This is a genomic window from Streptomyces sp. NPDC057253 (genome assembly GCF_042669125.1).
GTDB lineage: Bacteria > Actinomycetota > Actinomycetes > Streptomycetales > Streptomycetaceae > Streptomyces.
Genome location: NZ_JBHUXV010000248.1, coordinates 1 through 6,370, shown reverse-complemented (window position 1 = coordinate 6,370; position 6,370 = coordinate 1). Strand labels below are relative to the sequence as shown.

Annotated in this window: 4 protein-coding genes; all 4 read left to right on the top strand. The window is 69.8% G+C overall.

Annotated features, from left to right (window positions below; all coding sequences use genetic code 11):
* Positions 1 to 118 precede the first annotated feature (118 nt).
* Positions 119 to 1,876 (top strand): protein translocase subunit SecD, encoded by a 1,758-nt coding sequence (gene secD, locus ACFULQ_RS48270; RefSeq protein ID WP_383557985.1) that lies wholly within the window; start codon positions 119 to 121, stop codon positions 1,874 to 1,876.
* A 2-nt stretch (positions 1,877 to 1,878) separates the two neighbouring features.
* Complete coding sequence (gene secF, locus ACFULQ_RS48265; protein ID WP_383557982.1) at positions 1,879 to 2,991, top strand: protein translocase subunit SecF; 1,113 nt, start codon at positions 1,879 to 1,881, stop codon at positions 2,989 to 2,991.
* Positions 2,988 to 3,527, top strand: coding sequence for an adenine phosphoribosyltransferase (locus ACFULQ_RS48260; RefSeq protein WP_383557979.1), 540 nt, complete (start codon positions 2,988 to 2,990; stop codon positions 3,525 to 3,527). Before secF ends, ACFULQ_RS48260 begins: the two co-directional genes overlap by 4 nt.
* Positions 3,528 to 3,795: 268 nt before the next feature.
* Entirely contained in the window at positions 3,796 to 6,333 is a 2,538-nt protein-coding gene (locus ACFULQ_RS48255; RefSeq protein ID WP_383557976.1) for a RelA/SpoT family protein, read from the top strand.
* Positions 6,334 to 6,370: the final 37 nt, after the last annotated feature.

The following is a 6,370-nucleotide window of genomic DNA, read 5'->3' as shown; positions in this document are numbered from 1 at the left end:
GCGCGGACCTGGTCCGCGCGCCCCGGAATCTGCGTGGCTCGCACGGAATCCCCAACCATGTCATGGCCGCCCGCCCGCCGACCCGGCGCGAGAGCGGCCCGAGAGGGAGTACGAGAAGGTGGCAGCACCTAAAAGGGGGCGGAGCGCGAGTGCCCAGAGCAAGCCAGGGCGCGCGCTGGCCCTGATCCTGATCGCCATCGTGGCGCTCACCGGTGGAATGTTCCTGTCGGGACACACCACCCCGCGCCTCGGCATCGACCTCGCCGGAGGCACCAGCATCACGCTGGAGGCCAAGGCCGACCAGGGGTCCGCGATCAACAAGGCCAACATGGACACCGCGGTCGAGATCATGAACCGCCGTGTCAACGGCCTGGGCGTCTCCGAGGCGGAGGTGCAGACCCAGGGTGATCGCAACATCATCGTGAACATCCCCAAGGGCACCAACTCCAAGGAGGCCCGCGACCAGGTCGGCACCACCGCCAAGCTCTACTTCCGTCCGGTCCTCGCCCAGGAGGCCACCGGCGCCGCGGCCGCCTCGCCGAGCCCGTCCGCCAGCGGCTCCTCGACCGCCTCGCCGAGCCCCTCCGCGAGCAAGTCCGGCACCGGCGAGAAGGCGACCTCGTCGTCCTCCCCGTCGGCCTCCGCCACCTCGCAGGGCCGCGCGGTCACCGACGCCCTGAAGGCCGACTCCACGCCGTCGGCCTCCGCGAGCGCGTCGAGCTCCGCCTCCCCGTCGGCCTCCGCGACCGGCGGCACCGGCACCTCCTCCGACGCCAAGCTCCAGGCCCAGTACGCCGCCCTGGACTGCTCCAAGCAGGCGCAGCGCAACAAGGCGGGCGAGGGCGCCAAGCCCGGCGACACCACCGTGGGCTGCGGCGAGTACGGCGGCGTCTGGTACAAGTACCTGCTCGGCCCCGCCGCCGTCGCCGGCACCGAGGTCAAGAAGGCCCAGGCGGTCTTCGACACCCAGACCGCCGCCGGCTGGCAGGTCACCATGACCTTCAACAGCAAGGGCGCCAGCAAGTTCGCCGACATCACCGGCAAGCTCGCGCAGAACACCCAGCCGCAGAACGAGTTCGGCATCGTTCTCGACGGCCAGGTCGTCTCCAGCCCCACCGTGAGCTCCTCGATCACCGGCGGCAACGCCCAGATCTCCGGCAGCTTCACCCAGGAGGAGGCCCAGAGCCTCGCCAACATGCTGTCGTACGGCGCCCTCCCGCTCTCCTTCCAGGAGCAGAGCGTGACCACCGTGACCGCGGCGCTCGGCGGTGAGCAGCTGCACGCCGGTCTGCTCGCCGGCGCGATCGGCCTGGCCCTGGTCGTCCTCTACCTGGTGGCCTACTACCGCGGTCTGTCGCTGGTGGCGATGGCCTCGCTGCTCGTCTCCGCGATCCTCACCTACGTGATCATGGCGCTGCTCGGCCCGGCGATCGGCTTCGCGCTGAACCTCCCGGCCGTGTGCGGTGCCATCGTCGCCATCGGTATCACCGCGGACTCGTTCATCGTGTACTTCGAACGCATCCGGGACGAGATCCGTGAGGGCCGCTCGCTGCGACCCGCCGTCGAGCGGGCCTGGCCGCGCGCCCGGCGCACCATCCTGGTCTCCGACTTCGTGTCGTTCCTCGCCGCCGCCGTGCTCTTCATCGTGACGGTCGGCAAGGTCCAGGGCTTCGCGTTCACGCTCGGCCTGACCACCGTCCTCGACGTCGTCGTGGTGTTCTTCTTCACCAAGCCGCTGATGACGCTGCTGGCCCGCCGGAAGTTCTTCGCGAGCGGCAGCAAGTGGTCCGGCCTCGACCCGAAGAGCCTGGGCGCCAAGCCGCCGCTGCGCCGCACCCGCCGCCCCGCCGCCCCCGCCCACACGAAGGAGGCGTGAGCATGTCGAAACTCGGCAACCTCGGCGCCCGACTGCACCGTGGCGAGATCAGCTACGACTTCATCGGTCACCGCAAGCTCTGGTACGGCATCTCCATCCTGATCACCATCACGGCGATCGTGGGCCTCGCGGTGCGCGGCCTGAACATGGGCATCGACTTCCAGGGCGGCGCGGTCTTCACCACGGAGAAGACCAGCATCTCGGTCTCCCAGGCCGAGGACTACGCGAAGGAGGCCTCCGGCCACGACGCGGTCGTGCAGAAGCTGGGCAACGGCACGCTGCGCATCCAGATCGCCGGCATGGACACCCAGCAGTCCGACGAGATCAAGAACAAGCTCGCCTCGGACTTCAAGGTCGACCCGGAGAAGATCGCCGCCGACCTCGTCGGTCCCAGCTGGGGCGACCAGATCGCCAACAAGGCCTGGCAGGGTCTGGCGATCTTCATGGTCCTCGTCGTGATCTACCTGGCGATCGCCTTCGAGTGGCGCATGGCCATCGCGGCGCTCGTCGCGCTGATCCACGACATCACCATCACCGTCGGCATCTACGCCCTCGTCGGCTTCGAGGTCACGCCGGGCACGGTGATCGGTCTGCTGACCATCCTCGGTTACTCGCTCTACGACACGGTGGTCGTCTTCGACTCCCTCAAGGAGCAGACGAAGGACATCACCAAGCAGAACCGCTGGACCTACAGCGACATCGCCAACCGCTCGATCAACGGCACCCTGGTCCGCTCGATCAACACCACGGTGGTCGCGCTGCTGCCGGTGGCGGGCCTGCTGTTCATCGGTGGCGGCTTCCTCGGCGCGGGCACGCTCAACGACATCTCGCTGTCGCTGTTCGTCGGTCTCGCCGCCGGTGCGTACTCCTCGATCTTCATCGCCACCCCGCTGGTCGCCGACCTCAAGGAGCAGGAGCCGGCGATGAAGGCCCTCAAGAAGCGGGTCCTGGCCAAGCGTGCCCAGGCCGACGTGGAGGAGGAGCTCGCGGAGGCCCGTGGCGGCGCCGTGGACGACGGTGAGCCGGAGGACACCGCGCACGCGGTCGTCGGTCCGCGCACCCAGCCCGCCTCGCGCGGCCGGGGCCGTGGCCGTCCCTCGGGGAAGCGCCGATGACCGACATCGAGGAGCTGCTGCTCAGCCGTATCCGCGATGTGGCCGACTACCCGGAGCCGGGCGTGATGTTCAAGGACATCACCCCGCTCCTCGCGGACCCGGCGGCGTTCACCGCCCTCACCGACACGCTGGCGGCGGTCGCCGCGAGCACCGGGGCCACCAAGGTCGTCGGCCTGGAGGCCCGGGGCTTCATCCTCGGCGCCCCGGTCGCCCTGCGCGCGGGACTCGGCTTCATCCCCGTGCGCAAGGCGGGCAAGCTCCCCGGAGCGACCCTCAGCCAGGCGTACGACCTGGAGTACGGCTCGGCGGAGATCGAGGTGCACGCGGAGGACCTCTCCTCCGGCGACCGCGTCCTGATCGTCGACGACGTCCTGGCCACGGGCGGCACGGCCGAGGCGTCCATCGAGCTGATCCGCAGGGCGGGCGCGGAGATCGCGGGCCTCGCGGTCCTGATGGAACTGGGCTTCCTGGCCGGCCGAGCCCGCCTGGAGCCGGCACTGGCGGGCGCTCCGCTGGAGGCACTGCTCGTCGTCTGACCCGGCATTGCAGCACGAAAACGGCCGTCCCGGCACATCAGGGGCGGCCGTTTCCCACATAAGGGGCGCGGGGAACTGCGCGACCAGCCACAACGGCGCGTCAGCCGCAGAGCCCCTCGGCCCCCGGCGGAATGCCCGCGCCGGCCCCCCGTGTTGCAGAGGTAGACGTCCCTCACACCGGACTGGAGGAGATCCCGACGCGGAGGATCGCTACCATGGGGTCTCCGGAGCCTGACCGGGGGACCCGGATCGCGCACGAGGAGTCCTCTTGCCAGACGAGGCCCAGCCCCTTACCGCCGCCAAGCCCGAGCCCGCCTCGGCCCCCGCGGCGAAGCCCGCGCCGGACGCGAAGACCGCGACGAACGACGCCCGTGGGCCGGTCGAGCACGCCCAGTCCGCGCCCGTCGACAAGCCGGCCGAGTCGGCGCGGCCCAAGCCGGCCCCGGCCGAGGGCCCCGCGCAGTCGGCCCCCGCGCCCCGCCCGAACGCCGGCCAGCCCGCCCGCACCGGCTCCTCCAACCGCGTCCGCGCCCGCCTGGCCCGTCTCGGCGTCCAGCGCTCCAACCCGTACAACCCGGTCCTGGAGCCGCTGCTGCGGATAGTGCGCAGCAACGACCCGAAGATCGAGACCGCGACCCTGCGCCAGATCGAGAAGGCCTACCAGGTCGCCGAACGCTGGCACCGCGGCCAGAAGCGCAAGAGCGGCGACCCGTACATCACCCACCCGCTCGCGGTCACCACGATCCTCGCCGAGCTCGGCATGGACCCCGCCACCCTCATGGCGGGCCTGCTGCACGACACCGTCGAGGACACCGAGTACGGCCTCGACCAGCTCCGCCGCGACTTCGGCGACTCGGTCGCCCTGCTCGTCGACGGCGTCACCAAGCTCGACAAGGTCAAGTTCGGCGAGGCCGCGCAGGCCGAGACCGTGCGCAAGATGGTCGTGGCCATGGCCAAGGACCCGCGCGTCCTGGTCATCAAGCTCGCCGACCGCCTGCACAACATGCGCACCATGCGCTATCTCAAGCGCGAGAAGCAGGAGAAGAAGGCCCGCGAGACGCTGGAGATCTACGCTCCGCTCGCCCACCGCCTCGGCATGAACACCATCAAGTGGGAGCTGGAGGACCTCGCCTTCGCGATCCTCTACCCCAAGATGTACGACGAGATCGTACGACTGGTGGCCGAGCGGGCACCGAAGCGTGACGAGTACCTGGCCATAGTGACCGACGAGGTGCAGTCGGACCTGCGCGCGGCCCGGATCAAGGCCACCGTCACCGGCCGCCCGAAGCACTACTACAGCGTCTACCAGAAGATGATCGTCCGCGGCCGTGACTTCGCGGAGATCTACGACCTGGTCGGCATCCGCGTCCTGGTGGACACCGTCCGCGACTGCTACGCGGCGCTGGGCACCGTCCACGCCCGCTGGAACCCGGTCCCGGGGCGGTTCAAGGACTACATCGCGATGCCCAAGTTCAACATGTACCAGTCGCTGCACACGACGGTCATCGGGCCCAACGGCAAGCCGGTCGAACTCCAGATCCGCACCTTCGACATGCACCGCCGTGCCGAGTACGGCATCGCCGCGCACTGGAAGTACAAGCAGGAGGCCGTCGCCGGCACCTCCAAGGTCCGCTCCGACCAGCCGCGGACCACCGGCAAGGACGACCACCTCAACGACATGGCGTGGCTGCGCCAGCTCCTCGACTGGCAGAAGGAGACCGAGGACCCCGGGGAGTTCCTGGAATCCCTGCGCTTCGACCTCTCGCGCAACGAGGTCTTCGTCTTCACGCCCAAGGGCGACGTCATAGCGCTGCCGGCCGGGGCCACCCCGGTGGACTTCTCGTACGCGGTGCACACCGAGGTGGGCCACCGCACCATAGGAGCGCGCGTCAACGGCCGTCTGGTACCGCTGGAGTCGACCCTCGACAACGGCGACCTGGTCGAGGTCTTCACGTCCAAGGCACCCGGCGCCGGACCGTCCCGGGACTGGCTGAACTTCGTCAAGTCGCCGCGGGCCCGCAACAAGATCCGCGCCTGGTTCTCCAAGGAGCGCCGCGACGAGGCGATCGAGCAGGGCAAGGACGCCATCGTCCGCGCGATGCGCAAGCAGAACCTGCCGATCCAGCGCATCCTCACCGGCGACTCCCTCGTCACGCTCGCCCACGAGATGCGGTACTCGGACATCTCCGCGCTCTACGCGGCGATCGGCGAGGGCCATGTCTCCGCGCAGAACATCGTGCAGAAGCTCGTCCAGGCGCTCGGCGGCGAGGAGGCGGCCACCGAGGAGATCGACGAGTCGGTCCCGCCGACCCGCGGCCGCAGCCGCAAGCGGCGCACCAACGCCGACCCGGGTGTCATCGTCAAGGGCGTCGAGGACGTGTGGGTCAAGCTGGCCCGCTGCTGCACCCCCGTGCCGGGCGACCCGATCATCGGTTTCGTCACCCGCGGTAGTGGCGTATCGGTTCACCGCAGCGACTGCGTCAACGTGGAGTCACTGTCCCGCGAGCCCGAGCGCATCCTGGACGTCGAGTGGGCCCCCACCCAGTCCTCGGTCTTCCTGGTCGCCATCCAGGTCGAGGCCCTGGACCGCTCCCGGCTCCTCTCGGACGTCACCCGCGTCCTGTCCGACCAGCACGTCAACATCCTCTCCGCGGCCGTCCAGACCTCCCGCGACCGCGTCGCCACCTCCCGCTTCACCTTCGAGATGGGCGACCCCAAGCACCTGGGCCACGTCCTGAAGGCGGTCAGGGGAGTGGAGGGCGTGTACGACGTCTACCGCGTGACCTCGGCGCGCAACCGGTCGTAGGGCATACGACGAGAAGGGCCCCGTACGTCACGTACGG

Coding starts and splice junctions, on each gene's coding strand:
- secF (WP_383557982.1), top strand. CDS start 1,879: ATGTCGAAACTCGGCAACCTCGGCGCCCGACTGCACCGTGGCGAGATC.
- ACFULQ_RS48260 (WP_383557979.1), top strand. CDS start 2,988: ATGACCGACATCGAGGAGCTGCTGCTCAGCCGTATCCGCGATGTGGCC.